Genomic DNA, 17,847 nt, shown 5'->3' on the forward strand with positions numbered 1-17,847 from the left:
TTGCTTCGGGGTGGGCTCCAACTGCCCGACCACTTGGCCGGGCAACGGGTGGGCCCAAGGCAGGGCAGTCCGAGCGGAGCGAGGCCCTTGCTTTCAGGCCAGGCGTAGGGCCAGGGCGGGGCACATGCCTACTGTTCGCTTGGCCTCCTTCAACATCCATTCCGGCACCGGGCGGAAGCTCGGGTATCCGAAGTCATCGAGTTCCACGAACTCGGGCAGTAAGTGGGCGCACAGGCCGTGGCCCTGGCAGCGGGTCCAGTCCACGTCCAGCCGGTACTCCGGCTCCGCCACCGCCTCGGGCAAAGGCAGTACGCCGCGCACCGGCCGGCCACAGGTGCCTCCGTCCTGGTGGGCCACGATGTCGTCGGCGAACACGTCGAGCGCCGACAGGATGAAGCGGGCCGTCCCGTCCGGGTGGAAGCAGGCGCCGCGTCTCTCGATCGCGCGTACGGCCCGCCGTACCGCATCAGGAGACCCCGACCCGCCCGCCAGCGAGCCCAGCGCCCGAGCCACGTCCGGCAGCCCGAGGCGGCATGGCCCGCACTGACCCGACGACTGCGCGGACAGGTACGAAGCCACCCGCGCGGCCTCCCCGAGCGGGCAGGTGGCGGTGCCGATCGGCACCACGATCCCCGCCCCGAGCTCGCCTCCGGCCAGCTTCATCCCCTCGCGGGAGACGCTGGCGGCCGCGGCGGCGGCCGGATCCAGCCAGGCGCCGTGGTAGCCGCCCACGAGCACCCCGTCGCCGGGTTCGGCGTCGCACAGGTCGAGCACGGTCGCCAGCGGCATGCCCGCGGCCACCTCGACGACCGATTCGGACGCGGCCCCGCCGCTCACGGTGAGCAGCAGGGTGCCGGGCTCGCGGGAGGTTCCGGCGTCGGCGTAGCCCTCGGTGCCGAGCTCGGCCAGTACGGCGACCTGCGCGAACGTCTCGGCGTTGGACAGCAGCGTCGGCAGCCCGTGGACGCCGGAGTTGCTGGCCCGCTTCTTGCGTCCCGGCGGCGTCGCTTCGAGCCCGTTGACCCCGCGCACCAACGCGCCGCCCTCACCGGACACGAACCGCTCCGGCAGCCCGACGACGCGGATGCGCAGGTGGCTCTCCTCGGCGCCGGCGACGGCGGCGGCCTTGCGTTCGGCCACCGCCGCCGCCATGGACCCTTCGGCCACCTCGCCCTCGACGGTGGCGATCACCACCTCGCGGGCGTGGAGCGCCTCGGCGGCGAGCACCGCGCCGTCGAGTACCAGGTGCGGGGTGCGCACGAGGAGCATGGCGTCCTTGGAGCTGGCCGGCTCGCCCTCGACGGCATTGACCAGCACGACGCTCTCGCGCGCACCCGCCGCCTCGGCGACGGCCCGCATCTTGCGGGCGAACGGGAAGGCCGCCCCGCCCCGGCCTCTCAGGTCGACCTCCTCGACCTGGGCGAGGAGGTTCTCGAGGTCACGCGGGGCGGGCGTGCCGTGGACGGTGCGGTGGGCGGGCAGGTCGAGCCGCCGGCAATGGTCGAGACCGGCGGTGATCCTGGCGGGGCCGAGCCGCTGAACACGCGGCACCCTGTGCGGAATCATCGGTGGGACTCCTTTCTCAGCCCGCCGCCCGGAACTTCCGGCGAGCGGCGTCGAGGCTGACGGGCGCCTCGGTGACCTGGGGTTCGGTGCGCGTCTGCGGCACCGCTTCCGGCGTCTCCACCGGTTCTGGTACGGCCGGCGGCCGCACCATCGTGGCCACGACCCGCACCAGCAGGGCGGCGCCCACGGCCGCGAGGCAGGCCACGTACGACCAGCTCACCCACGCCGACGGCGCCCGTCCGGCGGTCAGCCCGTGCAGGACGGCGACCGGCCACGCGAGGTACGCGCAGGCGTGCAGCGAGCGCCAGATCCAGGGCTGGGGCGAGCCGGCGAACATGCCGCGCAGCAGCCCGCTGGTGGCGGAGATGACGAGAAGCCCGGCCGCCACCGCGCCCAGTACCGGCGGCCGTTCGATCTTCAGGGCCACGTGTGTGGCCAGTGCCGCCATCCCGGCCATGGCCACGATCCGGTGGGCGAACTGCGCGTACACGCGATGGCGGGCGGACAGGAAGACCCGTTCGGTGGCGATGAGGCCGAGGGCCACGGTCGCGGTCAGCGTCACCAGAGCGATCACGCCTACGTAGAAATCGAGGAAGCCCAGCAATTCCAGTCCGCGCGGCGATCTGGCCAGCGCGTAGCCGGACAGCAGCAGTGCGGTGATCCCGGCGGTCAGGCCGAGGCGGACCGGTCGCGTGTCCAGCTTGGACGGCGCGTGCCGGGGATTTCGTCGGTGGAGCATGCGTTCCTCCCAGGGTCGGTTGAGGGTGCGACTCGGGGGAGCGCCGCCGCCGGCGCGCTAGCAGCGGCGCCCGCGGTTGATGCAGTTGACGGCGAAGGCCATCAGCCGGTCCGGCATCACGTTGGCGAAGTCGGCGTGGTCGGTGACCGGGTTGTGCTTCTGTTCGGGGAAGGCGTCCACGGCGTAGGAGGCGCCCTGCGGAACGGTGTAGGTCAGGACCATCCGGAGCTGGGGTACGGCCCGGGTGCCCTGGGGACATCTGCCCTGGCTGGGGAAGACCACGTGGGTTCGGTGGTTGGCGCTGTCGGTGTTCTGCCCGTCCCAGCAGCTCGGGAAGTCCAGGACGCGGACGACCTGGCTGAAGCGCGGGCACAGCGGATATTGGGTGGTGATCCGGTTGGTGAAGCCGGTGCAGGTCCACTGGGCGCGGGCGTTGGCGCCGCCGTTCGTGGCGGCCTTGGCGTCACCGGTGATCAGCCTGAGGAACCTCGGCATGGCGACCACCCGGCTGTTGGACGCCGCGCGGAACTGCAGTGTGACCGAGCGGGGTCGCAGCACGCGGCCGACGTTTCCGTCCGGGTCGCTGACGTTGTCGTCGACCTTGCGGTCTCGGAGCACCGGCCAGAAATACGTGGATTTGTCGCCCAGACGGCAGGTGGTGCCGGCGGCGGCGAGGCTCTGGTCGGTGGAGAAGGCGTCCGTGGACAGGTTGCCCACGTAGTCGTGCAGGTGGTGGGCGCCGTTGCGGACACCCGGCGCGACGATGAAGTTGTCGGGGTTGTTGTGGCCGTTGCCGTTGGTGCCGCAGGCGGACACGAACGAGCCCCTGGCCTGCAGGAGGTTGCCGCGCGAGTTCGGCCGCACCCGCCTGATGTCGATGAAGTCCTCCACGAACGGGCCCAGGTCCGCGCAGTTCTCCTCGGCGCTGTCGCTCTGGGAGGGCGACGGCGACGGGTCCTGGCCGGGGTCCTCTGACGGGTCCTGGCCGGGGTCCTGCGACGGGTCTTGGGAGGGGTCCTGGCTCGGGTCCTGGGAGGGGTCCTGGCTGGGGTTCTGTGACGGGGTGCGCGTGGGCGCCCTGCCGGGATCCCGCGATCGGGTACGGCTGTCCGCCCGCTCGGGATCCGGCGACAGGGCCGGGGGAGCGATCCCGCCACCCGAGCCGAAGTCGTCCTGCTGATCGCCTTGCTGGTTCTGATCGCCCTGAGGATCGTCCTGCCGGTTCTGGTTGCCTTGCCGGTTGTCCTGCTGGTTCTGATCGCCTTGAGCGTTGTTGTCCTGCTGGTTCTGGTCGTCCGGGTTCTGCTGGTCGGCCTGGCGGTTCTGGGACTGCTGGCGGCCCTGCTCGGCCGGATCGCAGTGGTCGGCTCGCGCGGGGACCACGCCGATGACGGCCGCGGACACCAGCCCGCCGGCCACCAGGGCCAGTGCGGACACGGCCGCGGCCACGGGTTTGGATCTGCTCATCGCATCTCTCCTTGGGTTAGCGCGGTGCCGGGGGTTCGGGCAGGTCGGAGTAGTTGACCAGGCCGATCGACTCCAGCAGCGTCATGTGCCTGAGCACCGCGGCGTTCGCCTTGGCGGCGAACTTCCTGACCTCGTCGTTGCGCGTTCCCGCCCGGACGGCCGCCACGACCGAGAAGACCTTCCCGTGCGCCTGGCGCAGCAGGTTGGTGTACTCGCGGTCGTAGTCGGCGGCCGAGGCGGCGGAGATCTGCGCCATCCAGGTCTGCTGGTCGGCCGAGGCGGTGCTGGGCAGCGCGACGTCGAGCTCCGCTGCCACGGCCCTGACCTCGACGTCGAGCTTGAGGTGGTCTTCGATGATGTGCCCGGCGACCTCCTTGAGCCGGGCGCTCTGGCCGCGTTGCTGGGCCTGCTGGCTGGTGGGAATCTCCCAGAGCCCGGCCTGCCGTACCTTGATCAGAAGATCGCGGTCGGCCGGCCCGAGCGGGCCCGAGTCCGTCATCGTCCAGCCCGCCTGGGCGGTCGTGCTGCCGGGAGGCAGCACGAGCAGGACCGTCACCACGGCCGCCACGGCGAACGAGCCGAGCATGAAGAACTCTCCCGCCCCCAAACGGCGGCGAAACCTACGCATGGTCGGGGATACGCGGGTTTGCGGGGGCGGGTTCACCTATTGAGGCGAGATAGTCAGAAATGACTGGAGTTATCGGAGTGACTACCGAAGTGGTAACGAAGGTGTAAAGATGTGGGCCGTGCTAGCTCACTTCGACGGTACAGACGCCGACGAGGAGCATCGCATCTTGGTGCTCTACCAGGAGTTTCGCGGCCCGCTCCTGCGCCACGTGCGCAAGGCGACCGGAAACGACCTCCAATGGGCGGAGGACGTTGTCCAGGAGACGATCGTCCGCGCCTGGCGGAATTCGGCGAGACTGCAATGGGAACCCAGCCTCATCTGGGCGTGGCTGCTGACAGTGGCCCGCCGCATCGTGATCGACGGGCGCCGCCGCCGCAGCGCCCGGCCGCAGGAGGTAGAACCCCCGGAGGTGGATACCGTCGCCGTGCCCGACGCCTCCGATCGCGCGCTGTCGGCGATCGTCGTCGCGGACGCGCTGCGCGCTCTGTCGGACGAACACCGCGAAGTCATTGAACAGACCTACCTACGGGATCGTACGATAAGTGAAGCGGCGGAGATTCTGGGGATCCCGCCCGGCACTGTCAAGTCCCGTCTCTACTACGGGATCAGGGCACTGCGCGAACTTCTGCGTGAGAAGGGGGCAGCTGGCTGATGCACCACGAGGTGGCGGCTTATGTCCTCGGTGTCCTGGACGAAGAGGAGCATGAGGCGTTCGAGCGCCACCTCGACGCGTGCCAAGACTGTCAGGCGCAGCTCAGGGAGCTGAGTGAGGTTCCCGAGCTGCTGGACGAACTGAAGCATTCCCCCACCGCCTCGGAAGACTCACATTGACGTAGGGGTTCCTTTTGAGGTGGTATCGGTACGGCCGGTAGAAGTTGGGGGAGGTGCCCGGTGGGGTTCAACGCTGATCCCCCGGACAGGCGGTTCGGCGAGGAGGGCGGGCAGCTGTCCTACGGTGGCTATTTGCGCCTGACGGAACTGCTCGCACAGCAGCAACCCCAATCGCAGGCCCCCGACGAGCTGCTGTTCATCACCGTGCACCAGGTCTACGAGCTGTGGTTCAAGCTGCTCCTGCACGAGCTGGAGGCGGCCCGCTCGGCCATGTTCAACGGCGAGCTGTGGCAGGCCCGGCACGTCTTCCAGCGCGTGCACTCCGTCGAACGCGTGCTCGTCGAGCAGGTCCAGGTCCTGGAGACGATGACGCCCCAGGACTTCCTGGCGTTCCGTTCCAAGCTGTCACCGGCCAGCGGATTCCAGTCGGTGCAGTTTCGCGAGCTGGAGTTCCTCTCCGGCGCCAAGGACGCCCGCTACCTCGACCGCATCAGGGACGCCAGCGAGGAAGAACTCGCCAGGCTCCGCAGGCGGCTCATCGAGCCCACGCTGTGGGATGCTTATCTCACCGCCCTCTCCCAGCGTGATCTGCCGGTCTCCGACGCGGAGATCATGGATTCGCTGCTGGCCGTGGCGAGGGACCGCCGGTCGCACGACGACCTGTGGCAACTGGCCGAAGACCTGCTGACCCATGACGAGACCGCTCAGCTGTGGCGGATGCGGCACGTCCAGATGGTCGAGCGCCAGATCGGCACCAAGTCCGGCACCGGTGGCTCGACCGGCGCGCCCTACCTGCGAGGCAGGACGCGCCTGCACTACTTCCCCTTGCTGTGGGAACTGAGAGCCTGGCTATGACCAGCCAGGCGATGTTTGGCAAACCCTCACAAAGGAGTGAGAGCGAGATGCCGCTCGACGAGGCCAAGGATGAGCTGCTCCAGCGAGCCGCCCAGAGATGCGCCGCCGGAAACGACCATGTGACCCCCGAGGAGGCGCTGGCTTTCCTGCGCGTCTACTACCGGCATGTCGCCCCGGAGGACCTGCTCGACCGCAACCCCATTGACGTGTACGGCCCGGCGATGTCGCACAAGCAGCTGGCCGAGGTGCGACCGCAGGGCAGGGCGGTGGTCAGGGCGTTCACCCCCACCTTGGAGGACAACGGCTGGGACCCCGGCCATTCGGTGGTCGAGGTCGTCACCGACGACATGCCGTTCCTCGTGGACTCGGTGACGATGGAGCTGGACCGCCTCGACATCGGCATCCATCTGGTCGTCCACCCGCAGATGCGGGTACGCCGCGACATGACGGGCAAGATGCTCGGCCGCGGCCAGGAAGACGTGACCGGTCAGATGCTGGTCGAGTCGTGGATCCACATCGAGGTCGACCGGCAGGCCGACTCCGAGGTGCTCAAGCGGCTCGAGGCCGACATCCTGCGCGTGCTGTCGGACGTGCGCCACGCCGTCGAGGACTTCGCCAAGATGCGGGCCCTCGCCGTGCAGACCGCGGAGGACCTCACGCTCAATCCGCCGCCGCTGGAGCCCGCCGAGGTCGAGGACAGCCTCGACCTGCTGCGCTGGCTGGCTGACGGGCACTTCACCTTCCTCGGCTACCGCGAGTACCGCCTGGAGGAGACCGAGGAGGGCGACGCGCTGCGCTCGCTGCCCGGCGCCGCGCTCGGCATCCTGCGCGACGACCGGGTCGGCTCGGAAAGCTTCTCCACCCTGCCGGCCGAGGTACGCGCCAAGGCCCGCGAGAAGCAGCTGCTCATCATCACCAAGGCCAACTCGCGGGCGACCGTCCACCGGGCCGCCTACCTCGACTACATCGGGGTCAAGCTCTTCTCGCCCGACGGCGAGGTCGTGGGCGAGCGCCGCTTCCTCGGCCTGTTCACGCACGTGGCGTACAACGAGTCGATCTCCCGCATCCCGGTGCTGCGCCGCAAGCTCGCCGAGGTGCTGGACCGGGCGGGCCTCGCCGCCGACAGCCACGACGGCAAGGACCTCATCGAGATCCTGGAGACCTTCCCGCGCGACGAGCTGTTCCAGACTTCCGTCGAGCAGCTGGTCCCGATCGCGATGGGCGTGCTGCGGCTGCGCGAGCGCAAGCAGGTCAGGCTGTTCCTGCGGCGCGACGACTACGGCCGCTACATCTCCTGCCTCATCTACCTGCCGCGCGACCGCTACACCACCAAGGTCCGGCTCAAGATGCAGGAGCTCCTGCTCAAGGCCCTCGGTGGCAGCACGCTCGACTACAGCGCGATGATCGGCGAATCCGCGCTGGCCCGCCTGCATCTGGTGGTGCGTGGCGAGCGGGGCAGACAACTCCCGACCCCGGGTGTCGATGTCGAGGAGCTGGAGTCGCGGCTGGCCGCGATCACCCGTTCCTGGGAGGACGACCTGGCGAGCGCCCTGTCCGAGATGACCTCGGAAGAGGAGGCCCCCGGGCTCATCCGGCGCTACCAGTCGGCCTTCCCCGAGGGGTACAAGGCCGACTTCCCGCCGAAGATGGCCGTGGTCGACCTGCGCCGGCTGGAACAGCTCGTCGGCGCGGCCGACGGCGAGGTCGGCATCAACCTCTACGAGCCCTACGACGCCGCCGAGGGCGAGCGCCGGCTCAAGATTTACAAGGTCGGCACCCCGATCTCCCTGTCCAAGGTGCTCCCGCTCATCCAGCGCCTCGGCGTCGAGGTGGTCGACGAGCGGCCGTACGAGGTCGACCGGGACAACGACCCGGCCACCAAGAACGCCTGGATCTACGACTTCGGGCTGCACTACACGCCCTCGCCCGAGGTCGACCGCAACGACTTCAAGCGCCTGTTCCAGGACGCGCTCGGCGCGCTGTGGAAGGGCGAGATCCAGGCCGACAACTTCAACGCGCTCGTGCTGTCGGCCGGGCTCACCTGGGAACAGGCCGAGATCCTGCGCGTCTACGCCAAGTACCTGCGCCAGGCCGGCACCACCTTCAGCCAGCGCTACATGGAGCGCGTACTCGGCGGCAACGTACGGCTGGCCAGGCTGCTGGTGCGCCTGTTCGAGGCCAGGCTCGACCCGCGGCGCTCCGACGACGTCCGCGCCGACCTGGTCGAGGCGCTCACCGAGGAGATCCTGGGCGCGCTGGACGAGGTGGCCTCGCTCGACGAGGACCGGATCCTGCGGGCCTACCTGGAGATGATCCAGGCCACCCTGCGCACGAACTACTTCCAGACCGGGGCCGACGGGCAGCGCAAGGCGTACATCGCGCTGAAGTTCGACCCGCTGGCGATCAGCGTGCTCCCGCTGCCCCGGCCGAAGTACGAGATCTTCGTCTACTCGCCGCGGGTCGAGGGCGTGCACCTGCGCTTCGGCAAGGTCGCGCGCGGCGGCCTGCGCTGGTCGGACCGGATGGAGGACTTCAGGACCGAGATCCTCGGCCTGGTCAAGGCGCAGATGGTGAAGAACACCGTCATCGTGCCCACGGGCTCCAAGGGCGGATTCGTGGTCAAGCGCCCACCGGCCGGCGGCGGCAGGGAGGAGCTGATGGCCGAGGGCATCGACTGCTACCGCACCTTCATCTCCGGCCTGCTCGACGTCACCGACAACCTGGTGGACGGCAAGGTCGTGCCCCCGCCGGACACCGTCAGGCACGACGGCGACGACACCTACCTGGTCGTCGCCGCCGACAAGGGCACCGCGACGTTCTCCGACATCGCCAACAGCGTCGCCAAGGAGTACGGGTTCTGGCTCGGCGACGCGTTCGCCTCAGGCGGGTCCGTCGGCTACGACCACAAGGCCATGGGCATCACGGCGCGCGGCGCTTGGGAGTCGGTGAAGTACCACTTCCGCACCACCGGCGTGGACATCCAGCACACCGACTTCACCGTGGCCGGCGTCGGCGACATGTCCGGCGACGTCTTCGGCAACGGCATGCTGCTGTCCCAGCACATCCGGCTCCTGGCCGCCTTCGACCACCGGCACATCTTCATCGACCCCGACCCCGACGCGGACCGCTCCTTCGCCGAGCGGCGCCGGTTGTTCGAGCTGCCGCGCAGCTCCTGGGCCGACTACGACGCCGAGCTGATCTCGGCCGGGGGCGGTGTGTTCCCGCGTACCGCCAAGTCCGTCCAGATCTCGCCGCAGATCCGCCAGGCGCTGGGCATCGCCGAGGGCATCACGTCGATGGCGCCCAACGACCTGATCAGCGCCATCCTCAAGGCCCCGGTCGACCTGCTGTGGAACGGCGGCATCGGCACCTACGTCAAGGCCTCCACCGAGTCCAACGCCGACGTCGGCGACAAGGCCAACGACGGGCTGCGGGTCAACGCCGCCGAGCTGCGATGCAAGGTCATCGGCGAGGGCGGCAACCTGGGCTTCACCCAGCTGGCCCGCATCGAGTTCGCGCTCAACGGCGGCCTGGTCAACACCGACTTCATCGACAACTCCGCCGGCGTCGACACCTCCGACCACGAGGTCAACATCAAGATCCTGCTCGACCAGGTCGTACGCGACGGCGAGCTGACCGACAAGCAGCGCAACCAGGTCTTCACCTCGATGACCGACGAGGTCGCCAACCTGGTCCTGCGCGACAACTACAACCAGAACGTGGTCCTGGCCGCCGCCCGCGCCCAGGGCCCCGAGATGCTCCACATCCACGCCCGCTACCTGCGCAAGCTGGAACGCGACGGGCTGGTCAACCGCGAGCTGGAGTTCCTGCCATCGGACAAGCAGCTCGCGGAACGCCGCCAGGCCAGGCTCGGCCTGACCGCGCCGGAGTTCTCGGTCCTGCTCGCCTACACCAAGCTCGTGGTCGACGCCGAACTGCTCGGCTCCGACCTGCCCGACGACCCCGCGCTTGCCTCCTGGCTGGTGTCGTACTTCCCGTCGGCGCTGCGCGAGCGCTTCCGCTCGTACATGGACGCCCACCCGCTGCGCCGCGAGATCATCACCACCTGCGTGGTGAACGAGCTGGTCAACTCGGCCGGAACCACGTTCATGTTCCGCCTGGGCGAGGAGACCGGCGCCTCCACGCCGGACATCGTGCGCGCCTGGCTGGTCACCCGCGAGGTCTTCGACCTGGCCAGCTTCTTCCGCGCGGTGGAGTCGCTCGACAACAAGGCCGACACCTCCACGCAGATCGCCATGCTCCTGGAAGCGCGCAAGCTCGCCGAGCGCGGCACCCGGTGGCTGCTCAACAACCGCCGCCCGCCGATGGACCTGTCCGGTTCGGTGAACTTCTTCGTCAAGGGCGTCAACGGGCTCCTCTCGCACATCCCCAAGCTGCTCACCGGCCCCGACCTGGCCGCGTTCGAGGAGCGCCGCGACGCGTTCGTGGCCCGTGGGGTGCCGATGGAGCTGGCCGAGCGGTCGGCCGCGATGGTGCCCGCCTACTCCACGTTCGACCTGGTCGAGGTCAGCTCGCTGACGGACCGGCCGGTCAACGAGGTGGCCGAGGTCTACTTCGACCTCGCCGACCGCCTGCAGCTCGCCCAGCTGCGTGAACGCGTCATCGCGCTGCCCCGGGACAACCGGTGGAACGCCATGGCCCGCTCCGCGCTGCGCGACGACCTGTACGCGGCGCACGCCTCCCTCACCCGCGACGTCCTGGCCCACACGGCGCCGGGCGCGTCACCGGAGGAGCGGCTGGCCCGGTGGTCGGAGTCCAACTCGGCGGCGGTCGGACGGGCCCGGCAGACGCTGTCGGAGATCTGGGAGAGCGACAACTTCGACCTCGCCACGCTGTCGGTCGCGCTGCGCGCCATCCGCACACTGGTCTCGGCCAGCAACCTGCCGCACACGGAGTGAACCTCACGGTCCCGGGTCCGAGAGGGCCCGGGACCTTGAGTCTCCGAGAGCCGGAAGCCGGGCAAGGACACGGCGTCGCGGTGCGCGGCCACGTCCGACGTGAGAAGCGCCCGCCGATCGGCGGCCACCCATGGCGGCGGGAGGCGCCCAGTGGGCTTGCCGTAACAGAAATAACGGGTTTGATTCAGTCGCCCGAGGCGCGGGTCACGCCGCCGTCGTGGGCGATCACCTCGGCGCGCGTCGGCGCGGACGCGGGCGGGACCGACGTCGCGTACTGGTGGATCTCCGACACCTTCAGCGATCGCCGCAGCTTGGCGGCCGAGATCGCCCAGCGCGCGTCGTCGGGCACCGGGATGCCGTCGCTCTCCGCGCTCTTCGTCGCGGGCGTGGTCGTGGAGGTCCTCGTCAGCGTGTACTGGATGAGCGCGCCGCCGTCCTTGGTGCGCAGCGCGAACACGGGGTACTCGCCCGCGCTCAGGATCGAGTCGTAGGTGAACCCGTCCTGCTCCCAGCGCGCCCGGTCCTCGGCGATCTGCGAGGCGATGTCCGTCGTGTACGGCCCCGCCGACAGCAGATCCGCGGCCACCCCGCCCGAGCCCGCCTCGGCCACCGTGGCGTGCAGCGGCGCCATGAACTTGGGCCCGATCAGCACGCCCTTGTCGTCCGGCGGGACCGCCGTGGCGTACCCCTGGGCGTCCACCTCGACCTCCGGCACCTTCTCCCCGGGCAGCAGCCGCGCCGCCGAGCTCAGCCGCCACTTGTCGGTCGACTTCGCGAAGATGAGGAACGTCGGCTGCCCGTCACGCGGCACCAGCACGCTGAACCACGGCGACGTCGCGTCGGCCGGGAAGCGCGGCACGAAGATCGTCGGCTGCCCCCACGTGCGCAGCGGCGGCCGGCCGCCGCTGGAGTCGAACGCCGCCGAGGTGAGGTCGCGCAGCCCGTCGCGGGTCAGGTCGACGGCGAACCTGAGGTCGCCGGCGGTGCGCAGCACGTCGTCGGTCGCGGTGATCTCGGTGAAGATTTCGCGTGCCTCGTCCGGCGTGATGGCCGGAGGCTCGGGCGAGGTCGTGGGCGTGGCGGTGACCGGCCCGCCGGAGACGTTCGCGGCCCTCGTGGGCGTGGCGTCAGGGGAGCCCGAGCAGGCGACCGTCGCGGCCAGCAGGCCGGCGGCGAGCGCCAGCACCTTCCGCCGACCGTATGCACGCACCTCGCCATGTTATTCGGGCGGGCGAGGGTCGCGTACCCTTGGGAGACGTGGCACTCATCGATCCGGCAGAAGAGATCAACGAGCTCGCGGGCACGCTCCGGAGCATTCAGGACGTGCTCGACCTCGATGCGATGCGCAAGCAGATCGCGGAGCTGGAGGAGCAGGTCGCCGCGCCGGATCTGTGGGACGACCCCGACCAGGCGCAGAAGGTGACCAGCAAGCTCTCCCACCTCCAGGGCGAGCTCAACCGGGTCGAAGGCCTCAGCCGGCGCCTCGAGGACATCGGCGTCCTGTACGAGCTGGCCGCCGAGGAAGGCGACGAGGACACCAGGACCGAGGCCGACAAGGACCTGGCCACGCTGCGCACCGACATCGGCGCGATGGAGGTCCGCACGCTGCTGTCGGGCGAGTACGACGCGCGCGAGGCGCTGATCACGATCAACTCCCAGGCCGGCGGCGTCGACGCGGCCGACTGGGCGGAGATGCTGCTGCGCATGTACCTGCGCTGGGCCGAGCGCAAGGGCTACTCCACCGAGGTCTACGAGACCTCCTACGCGGAGGAGGCCGGCATCAAGTCCGCCACCTTCAGCGTCAAGGCCCCCTACGCCTACGGCACGCTCCGCGGCGAGCACGGCACCCACCGGCTGGTCCGCATCAGCCCCTTCGACAACCAGGGCCGGCGCCAGACCTCCTTCGCGGGCGTGGACATCGTCCCCGTGGTGGAGCAGACCGACCACATCGACATCAACGAGGACGAGCTCCGCATCGACGTCTACCGCTCCAGCGGTCCCGGCGGCCAGGGCGTCAACACCACCGACTCGGCGGTGCGCATCACCCACCTGCCGACCGGCATCGTGGTCTCCTGCCAGAACGAGCGCTCCCAGCTGCAGAACCGCGCCACCGCGATGGTCGTGCTGCAGGCCAAGCTGCTGGAGCGCAAGCGGCAGGAGGAGGCGGAGAAGATGTCGGAGCTGCGCGGCGCCACCACCACCTCATGGGGCACGCAGATCCGCAACTACGTCCTGCACCCGTACCAGATCGTGAAGGACCTGCGCACCGGTACCGAGGCGGGCAACCCGACCGCCGTGCTCGACGGCGACCTGGACGGGTTCATCGAGTCGGAGATCCGCTGGATGCGCCGTCAGGAGTCAGGCGCCAACTAGGTGCCTGGCCGCGAGGGCGAAAAAGAGAAGGACGAGCAGCACCAGGATGATCACGGCGGGTGAGAGCCCGCCGAATCCGTGCTGGTGCATCCGGTCACGGTTGGCGCGGCAAAGTGCGCAGCGGCCCTCGATGACCGGATGGGCGCAGCGCGCGCAGACGAGGTCTTCGCAACTCATGTCAGCCCCAAGTGTAGCCGCACAATCGTTTTGTTTCCGTTATGGACGTTCCATGCCAGTCTTCCCCCTAGACTGTGCTCTGGCCAATCGGAACGTCGATCATCAGTAAAGATGGACGCCCCCGGTGGGCCGCGGCGGGAAGTGGGCATGTGCCACCCTTGCTTCCGTCCTGACCCCTAGACTGGCATGCCGTGATGCTCTCGTGATCCATTTCGATAATGTCACCAAGGTCTACGCGAACCAGAACCGGCCCGCTCTCGACCACGTCTCCGTTGACGTGGACAAGGGCGAGTTCGTGTTCCTCGTCGGTCCCTCGGGATCAGGCAAGTCCACTTTCCTACGCCTGATCCTCAAGGAAGAACGGCCCAATTCGGGTGCGATCCATGTCGCCGGCAAGGATCTGGCCCGACTGTCGAACTTCAAGGTGCCGCACCTGCGCCGCCGTATCGGCTGCGTCTTCCAGGACTTCCGCCTGCTCCCGAACAAGAACGTCTACGAGAACGTGGCGTTCGCGCTCGAGGTCATCGGAAAGCCGCGGCGGTTCATCCGCAAGGTGGTCCCGGAAGTCATCGAGCTGGTCGGCCTCGAAGGCAAGGCACACCGCATGCCCGACGAGCTGTCCGGCGGCGAGCAGCAGCGTGTCGCCATGGCCCGCGCCTTCGTCAACCGGCCCATGATCCTGCTGGCCGACGAGCCGACGGGCAACATCGACCCCGCGACGAGCATCGGCATCATGAAGGTGCTCGACCGCATCAACCGGACCGGTACGACGGTCGTGATGGCCACGCACGACGCGGCCATCGTCGACTCCATGCGCAAGAGGGTCGTGGAACTCGAGGACGGCAAGATCGTCCGCGACCAGTCGCGTGGCGTCTACGGCCAGGCGTACTGACAGGGAGTTACAGACACAACATGCGGGCGAACTTCATCTTCTCCGAGGTCTGGATCGGCCTCCGCCGCAACCTGACCATGACCATCGCAGTGATCATCACGGTCGCGGTCGGCATGGCGATGCTGGGTGTCGGCCTGTTGATCAACACTCAGGTCGGCATGATGAAGACCTTCTGGTACGACAAGGTCGAGATCTCGGTCTTCCTGTGCAGCAAGGACTCCGCCATGCCCGCCTGTAAGGGCAAGGGAGCCACACCGGCCCAGGTCGAGACGCTCAAGGGCGAGATCCAGGGCATCCAGGGTGTCAAGGACGTGATCTTTGAGAACCAGGCGGAGGCCTACAAGAACTTCCAGCAGTCCTTCGGCAGCAACCAGGCGCTCGTCCAGGCCGCCCGTGCCGAGGACATGCCGGAGTCGTTCCGCGTGAAGCTGCACGACCCCGACAACTACCAGCCGGTCATCCAGGCGCTGACCGGGAAGACCGGCGTCGCCCAGGTGATCAACCACAAGGACCTGATCGGCAAGTTCTTCGAGATGCTCGACACCCTGAGATGGGCCGCCGTCATCGTGGCCATCGTCCTGGTGCTCGCCGCCGCCCTGCTGATCGGCAACACCGTCCGGTTGTCGGCCTACAACAGACGCCGGGAAACGGGCATCATGCGGCTGGTCGGGGCCTCGAACCTCTACATCCAGCTGCCGTTCGTCATGGAAGGCGTCATCGCCGGCCTGGTCGGCGGCGTCGTCGCGGCGGTCATGCTGATCGTCACGAAGGTCTTCATCTTCGAGTCGCTGACCAAGTACCTGGGCTCCTCCACCGCCCTGGGCTGGGACTCCGTGGCCTCGGTCATCTCGGCCACGATGGCGATCGGCGTGTTCATCTGTGTGCTCGCCTCGTTCGTGACGCTCCGCCGATACCTCAGGGTGTAGCGGAACGCCGGTACAGTCGAACCATGCCACGTGAGACCGGGCGGAAGGTCATCGCCCAGAACAAGCGTGCCCGGCACGACTTCCACGTCGAGGACACCTTCGAGGCGGGGCTCGTGCTGCAGGGCACTGAGGTGAAGTCGCTGCGCGAGGGCCGCGCCTCACTCGTCGACGGCTATGCCAGCATCGACGACGGCGAAGCGTGGCTCATGAACGTCCACATTCCCGAGTACGCCCAGGGGACGTGGACCAACCACACCGCCCGCCGCAAGCGCAAGCTGCTCCTGCACCGCAAGGAGATCGACAAGCTGGCCGCCAAGACGAAGGAGGGCGGGCTGACGATCGTGCCGCTGCAGCTCTACTTCAAGGACGGCAAGGCCAAGGTCGAGATCGGCATCGCGCGCGGCAAGAAAGACTGGGACAAGCGGCAGACCCTGGCCGATCAGCAGGCCAAGCGCGAGATGGCCAGGGCCCTACGGCAACGCAACCGATGAGCAGGGCCCGCCGTACCCTCGCCGCGGCCGTCACGCTGACGGCCGCGAGCATGACGCTGACCGGCTGCTTCGAGGAGCCGTCGGCGCACGACGCCGTGCGCGACTTCCTGGTCGGCTGGCAGTCGGAGGACTACGAGCTGGCCGCGAGCCGCGCCGACGGAGACCCGGCCGTCGTCCGCAGGGCGCTCGAAGCCGCCAAGCTCGACCTTGACGCCGCCTCCTTCCGCTTTCGTGTGAAGTCACTCAACCGGCAGGGCGACGCCACGACCGCGCAGTTCGGCGCCGAGGTCGACCTGGGCGAGAACAGCCCGCTGTGGGAGTACGAGAGCACGCTCCCGCTGCACCTGGTCAACGGCGTGTGGAAGGTGCGCTGGTCGCAGTCGGTGCTGCATCCGCAGCTCAAGGACGGGCAGCGGCTCGCCGTACGCCCGAGCTCGGAGCCCCGCCAGAAGGTCGTCGACCGCACCGGAGAGGCGCTCCAGCGGCCCGGCAGGCTCTACGTCGTCGGCGTGACCCCGTCCGCGCTCGGCGACCAGACCTCCAGCGTCGTCAAGCAGCTGGCCGCGATCACCGGCTTCGCCGAGGACCGGCTGCTGAGCCGGGTCAGGTCCTCGCCGCCCGGCGACTTCGTGCAGCTCGCCACGTTCGGCCGGGACCGCTACCTGCAGGTGCAGCAGAAGATCGCGGAGATCCGCCCGAAGGTCCACGTCCAGCCCCAGGACCAGCCGGTCGACCCGGCCCCGCCGCGCGACATCGTCGGCAAGGTCGGCGCGCTCACCCCGGAGACCGAGGTCAAGCTCGGCGGCCCGCAGCGCGCCGGAGACTCGGTGGGCCGCAACGGCCTGCAGAAGGCGTACCAGAACCACCTGACGGGCTCCACGAAGACCCAGGTGATCACCCTCGACCTCGAGACCGGCGAGGACGTCGCCGTGCTGAAGGAGTGGCCGGGCCGTCCCAACGGGCCGGTCCACACCACCCTCGACAGCCTCACCCAGCAGGCCGCCGACGCCGCCGTGAGCACCACACAGTCCGGCACGCTCGTCGCCGTCAAGGCCTCCACAGGCGAGATCCTCGCGGTGGGCGCCAAGGACATGGGCCAGGTCAAGGACGCACTGGGCGGCAAGTACCCGGCCGGCACCGCCTTCTCCATCGTGGCCGCCGACGCCCTGCTCAAGGCGGGCGTGAAGCCCGGCCAGCGGCTGCGCTGCCCCGCCGAGAGGACGGTGGGCGGCGCCAGGTTCGTCCTGACCGGCCAGACGCAGCAGCCCACCGCCACCTTCCAGGAGAGCTTCGCCAGAGGCTGCGTGACCGCCCTCGCCTCGCTGGCCCGCCGGGTCGAGCCCGAGCAGCTCAAGCGCAGCGCCGAGGCGTACGGCATCGGCGTCAACTGGCAGCTCCCCCTCAAGGCGTTCACCGGCAAGATGCCCAGCCTGGTCACCGACGCGGAGAAGGCCCAGGCCATCGCCGGCCAGAACGTCGAGGTCAGCCCGCTGTCCATGGCGCTCGTGGCCGCGGCGGTCAAGTCCGGCACCTGGCGGCCGCCGTCGCTGGTGACCAGCCCCGACCGCCCCGACCCCGCCGCCGAGCAACTCGCCGTCAAGCCGCCCGCCAGCGTGCCGGTCGACCCCTCCGTCCGCACCGCCCTCACCGCGATGATGAAGGCTGGCGTCGCCAGCTCGCCGTCCGCGCAGGCGGGAGCGGGCAGGGTGTACGGCGTGGCCGCCGCCCTGCCGAGCCAGCAACTTGGCTGGTTCGTCGGCTGGCAGGGGGATGTGGCGGTAGCCGTACTCACCAAGAACTCCGACGCCGCCGCGACGGCGGGTCGCTTCTTCGGAGCACTCCGTAACCCTCGGTGATTTTCTCGTGACACTGAGCAACCAATCCGATCCCCGGCTGCGTCTTACTGGATGACTGGGCCCGCTCGGGGGGTTGCGGACTCAGTCACCGTGACGAGACAGGACTTCATCTCGGGGGAAGTCCTGC

At 69.2% G+C, this 17,847-nt stretch carries 15 protein-coding genes; 9 read left to right on the forward strand and 6 right to left on the reverse strand.

Going from position 1 to position 17,847, the window contains the following annotated elements; translation table 11 throughout:
• Nucleotides 1-93: 93 nt before the first annotated feature.
• Genes ACIBKY_RS03150 through ACIBKY_RS03165 form a run of 4 tightly spaced genes read right to left on the reverse strand, consistent with a single transcriptional unit; the run spans nucleotide 94 to nucleotide 4,400 of the window.
• Nucleotides 94-1,566, reverse strand: coding sequence for an NADH-ubiquinone oxidoreductase-F iron-sulfur binding region domain-containing protein (locus ACIBKY_RS03150; RefSeq protein ID WP_397093962.1), 1,473 nt, complete (start codon nucleotides 1,564-1,566; stop codon nucleotides 94-96).
• Nucleotides 1,567-1,582: 16 nt separating this feature from the next.
• Complete coding sequence (locus tag ACIBKY_RS03155) at nucleotides 1,583-2,305, reverse strand: hypothetical protein (RefSeq protein WP_397093963.1); 723 nt, start codon at nucleotides 2,303-2,305, stop codon at nucleotides 1,583-1,585.
• Nucleotides 2,306-2,362: 57 nt separating this feature from the next.
• The gene (locus ACIBKY_RS03160) at nucleotides 2,363-3,772 is read right to left on the reverse strand and encodes a DUF1996 domain-containing protein (RefSeq protein ID WP_397093964.1); all 1,410 of its coding nucleotides are present in this window, start codon (nucleotides 3,770-3,772) and stop codon (nucleotides 2,363-2,365) included.
• A 16-nt stretch (nucleotides 3,773-3,788) separates the two neighbouring features.
• Nucleotides 3,789-4,400: a DUF4142 domain-containing protein gene (locus ACIBKY_RS03165; RefSeq protein ID WP_397093965.1), complete on the reverse strand. Its 612-nt coding sequence runs from the start codon at nucleotides 4,398-4,400 to the stop codon at nucleotides 3,789-3,791.
• A gap of 109 nt (nucleotides 4,401-4,509) precedes the next feature.
• On the opposite strand from ACIBKY_RS03165, the gene ACIBKY_RS03170 reads away from it, so the two are divergent.
• The 4 genes from ACIBKY_RS03170 to ACIBKY_RS03185 are packed head-to-tail and all read left to right on the forward strand — an operon-like array spanning nucleotide 4,510 to nucleotide 11,005.
• Nucleotides 4,510-5,052 (forward strand): sigma-70 family RNA polymerase sigma factor, encoded by a 543-nt coding sequence (locus ACIBKY_RS03170; RefSeq protein WP_184957689.1) that lies wholly within the window; start codon nucleotides 4,510-4,512, stop codon nucleotides 5,050-5,052.
• The gene (locus ACIBKY_RS03175) at nucleotides 5,052-5,231 is read left to right on the forward strand and encodes a zf-HC2 domain-containing protein (RefSeq protein ID WP_397093968.1); all 180 of its coding nucleotides are present in this window, start codon (nucleotides 5,052-5,054) and stop codon (nucleotides 5,229-5,231) included. The genes ACIBKY_RS03170 and ACIBKY_RS03175 overlap by 1 nt, the downstream gene beginning before the upstream one ends.
• 60 nt (nucleotides 5,232-5,291) lie before the next feature.
• Entirely contained in the window at nucleotides 5,292-6,086 is a 795-nt protein-coding gene (locus ACIBKY_RS03180) for a tryptophan 2,3-dioxygenase (protein WP_397093970.1), read from the forward strand.
• Between the two features lie 47 nt (nucleotides 6,087-6,133).
• Nucleotides 6,134-11,005 carry an NAD-glutamate dehydrogenase gene (locus tag ACIBKY_RS03185; RefSeq protein ID WP_397093971.1) on the forward strand — a complete coding sequence of 1,624 codons (4,872 nt, stop codon included), beginning with the start codon at nucleotides 6,134-6,136 and terminating at the stop codon, nucleotides 11,003-11,005.
• Between the two features lie 184 nt (nucleotides 11,006-11,189).
• Here the strand turns inward: ACIBKY_RS03185 and ACIBKY_RS03190 are convergent, their stop codons facing one another.
• Nucleotides 11,190-12,215, reverse strand: coding sequence for a hypothetical protein (locus tag ACIBKY_RS03190; RefSeq protein WP_397093973.1), 1,026 nt, complete (start codon nucleotides 12,213-12,215; stop codon nucleotides 11,190-11,192).
• 47 nt (nucleotides 12,216-12,262) lie between these two features.
• On the opposite strand from ACIBKY_RS03190, the gene prfB reads away from it, so the two are divergent.
• The gene (gene prfB, locus ACIBKY_RS03195; RefSeq protein WP_397093975.1) at nucleotides 12,263-13,378 is read left to right on the forward strand and encodes a peptide chain release factor 2; all 1,116 of its coding nucleotides are present in this window, start codon (nucleotides 12,263-12,265) and stop codon (nucleotides 13,376-13,378) included.
• On the opposite strand, the gene ACIBKY_RS03200 is transcribed toward prfB, so the two are convergent.
• Nucleotides 13,364-13,555: a hypothetical protein gene (locus tag ACIBKY_RS03200; RefSeq protein WP_397093977.1), complete on the reverse strand. Its 192-nt coding sequence runs from the start codon at nucleotides 13,553-13,555 to the stop codon at nucleotides 13,364-13,366. The two genes, prfB and ACIBKY_RS03200, sit on opposite strands and share 15 nt — an antisense overlap.
• Before the next feature lie 202 nt (nucleotides 13,556-13,757).
• Between ACIBKY_RS03200 and ftsE the strand changes: the two genes are divergently transcribed.
• Genes ftsE through ACIBKY_RS03220 form a run of 4 tightly spaced genes read left to right on the forward strand, consistent with a single transcriptional unit; the run spans nucleotide 13,758 to nucleotide 17,720 of the window.
• Nucleotides 13,758-14,447: a cell division ATP-binding protein FtsE gene (gene ftsE, locus ACIBKY_RS03205; protein ID WP_091079803.1), complete on the forward strand. Its 690-nt coding sequence runs from the start codon at nucleotides 13,758-13,760 to the stop codon at nucleotides 14,445-14,447.
• A gap of 20 nt (nucleotides 14,448-14,467) precedes the next feature.
• A complete protein-coding gene (ftsX, locus tag ACIBKY_RS03210; RefSeq protein WP_397093978.1) occupies nucleotides 14,468-15,373 on the forward strand; it encodes a permease-like cell division protein FtsX in 906 nt (301 codons plus the stop codon).
• A 23-nt stretch (nucleotides 15,374-15,396) separates the two neighbouring features.
• A complete protein-coding gene (gene smpB, locus ACIBKY_RS03215) occupies nucleotides 15,397-15,864 on the forward strand; it encodes an SsrA-binding protein SmpB (RefSeq protein ID WP_379609812.1) in 468 nt (155 codons plus the stop codon).
• Entirely contained in the window at nucleotides 15,861-17,720 is a 1,860-nt protein-coding gene (locus ACIBKY_RS03220; protein ID WP_397093979.1) for a penicillin-binding transpeptidase domain-containing protein, read from the forward strand. Before smpB ends, ACIBKY_RS03220 begins: the two co-directional genes overlap by 4 nt.
• Nucleotides 17,721-17,847: the final 127 nt, after the last annotated feature.

The organism is Nonomuraea sp. NPDC050394, assembly GCF_044459065.1.
Taxonomy (GTDB): Bacteria; Actinomycetota; Actinomycetes; order Streptosporangiales; family Streptosporangiaceae; genus Nonomuraea.

Coding starts and splice junctions, on each gene's coding strand:
- ACIBKY_RS03150 (WP_397093962.1), bottom strand. CDS start 1,566: ATGATTCCGCACAGGGTGCCGCGTGTTCAGCGGCTCGGCCCCGCCAGG.
- ACIBKY_RS03155 (WP_397093963.1), bottom strand. CDS start 2,305: ATGCTCCACCGACGAAATCCCCGGCACGCGCCGTCCAAGCTGGACACG.
- ACIBKY_RS03160 (WP_397093964.1), bottom strand. CDS start 3,772: ATGAGCAGATCCAAACCCGTGGCCGCGGCCGTGTCCGCACTGGCCCTG.
- ACIBKY_RS03165 (WP_397093965.1), bottom strand. CDS start 4,400: ATGCGTAGGTTTCGCCGCCGTTTGGGGGCGGGAGAGTTCTTCATGCTC.
- ACIBKY_RS03170 (WP_184957689.1), top strand. CDS start 4,510: ATGTGGGCCGTGCTAGCTCACTTCGACGGTACAGACGCCGACGAGGAG.
- ACIBKY_RS03175 (WP_397093968.1), top strand. CDS start 5,052: ATGCACCACGAGGTGGCGGCTTATGTCCTCGGTGTCCTGGACGAAGAG.
- ACIBKY_RS03185 (WP_397093971.1), top strand. CDS start 6,134: ATGCCGCTCGACGAGGCCAAGGATGAGCTGCTCCAGCGAGCCGCCCAG.
- ACIBKY_RS03200 (WP_397093977.1), bottom strand. CDS start 13,555: ATGAGTTGCGAAGACCTCGTCTGCGCGCGCTGCGCCCATCCGGTCATC.
- ftsX (WP_397093978.1), top strand. CDS start 14,468: ATGCGGGCGAACTTCATCTTCTCCGAGGTCTGGATCGGCCTCCGCCGC.
- smpB (WP_379609812.1), top strand. CDS start 15,397: ATGCCACGTGAGACCGGGCGGAAGGTCATCGCCCAGAACAAGCGTGCC.
- ACIBKY_RS03220 (WP_397093979.1), top strand. CDS start 15,861: ATGAGCAGGGCCCGCCGTACCCTCGCCGCGGCCGTCACGCTGACGGCC.